1 protein-coding gene is annotated in these 1,291 nt (G+C 67.1%); it reads left to right on the forward strand.

What is annotated here, in order from left to right:
* Positions 1-1,281, forward strand: a 1,281-nt coding sequence (locus ACZ7HT_RS36870; protein ID WP_471174124.1) for a PLP-dependent aminotransferase family protein, incomplete at its 5' end; no start/stop codon positions are given.
* Positions 1,282-1,291 lie beyond the last annotated feature (10 nt).

A 1,291-nucleotide genomic window follows, 5' to 3' on the forward strand; every position in this document is an offset into this window, starting at 1 on the left:
GTCGACGAAAGCGCTATACCCGGCGCCGGTTCGCGGGAAGAGCATGAGCGTCAGCTCCATGGATATGCGCGGCGTCTTCGTGATGCGCATGACCGGAACCGGGATGCGCTGAGTCTGGCTCCGAGCGAGGCCCGTCTTTCCCCGATGGCGCGGTTGCCTCTGCAGCTTGATTTCGGCAACCGTTACTTCTTCAATGAAGACCACGACCCCGATTTCTGGCAGTTCAGGGGCGGGGAGAGCATCGCGGACATCGAAACGCATGTGGCACACGCCAGCCTGAGTGCGCTGGCCGATGCGCCGTTCGTCAACGTCCGTCCGCTTTCCGGGCTCAGCGCGATGCTGATCGCGGTCTCGGGCATGGGTGGCGCCCCGGGCAGCACGGTCGTCTGCATCGATCCCGCGAGCGGAGGCCACTACGCGACCGCGGGTGTGATCGAGCGTTTCGGCTATGTTCCGGCCGCGGTCTCGGTCGAGGCGGGTGCCGTGGACCTCGACGGCCTGCGGAAGATCCTCTCGTCGCAGCACGTGTCCCTGCTGTTCCTCGACCTGGCGAACAGTCTGCATCTGCTGGACGTCGCCGCGGTCGCCGCCTGCCTGGCCGAGCACAGCCCGCACACCCTGCTGCACATCGACTCCAGTCACACCCTCGGGCTCATCCTCGGCGGCCAGGCGCCCAACCCGCTCGATCTCGGCGCGACCAGCTTCGGCGGCTCCACGCACAAGACGTTCCCCGGGCCGCACAAGGGCGTCCTGTTCACCCGGCTGCCGCACGTGAGCCGGCTCATCAAGGACGCGCAGCGCATCCTGGTCAGCAGTCACCACTTCGGCTCGACCCTGTCGCTGGGCATGGCCGCACGCGAGTTCGAGCATTTCGGCCCCGCCTACGCGCGACAGGTCGTCGCCAACGCACGGCGGCTGGGCGCCGAGTTGACGGAGCGGGGCTTCGATGTCTTCCGCTCCGCCGACGGGTACACCGACAACCACATGCTCTGGGTCCGTGTCGGAGACCGCGCCACGACCAACAAGCTCTCCGAGGCCCTGGCCGAGGCCGGGATCCGGGTCAACGTCCAGACCGAGAACGAAATGCCGAACGTCTCAGGCGCCGTGTTCCGCCTGGGCACCAACGAGACGACGTTCGAAGGCGCTTCCGAGACGACCATGGCCCACATCGCCGACGCGTTCGCAGCAGCTCGCGACGGCGCGATCGAACTCGCCGCCAAACACCAGGCACAGGCACGGGAATCCTTCGGGAACCCCTACTACTTCACCGACACGAAGTAGGCCCCGGCAC

This window comes from Streptomyces sp. NPDC037410, assembly GCF_055602235.1.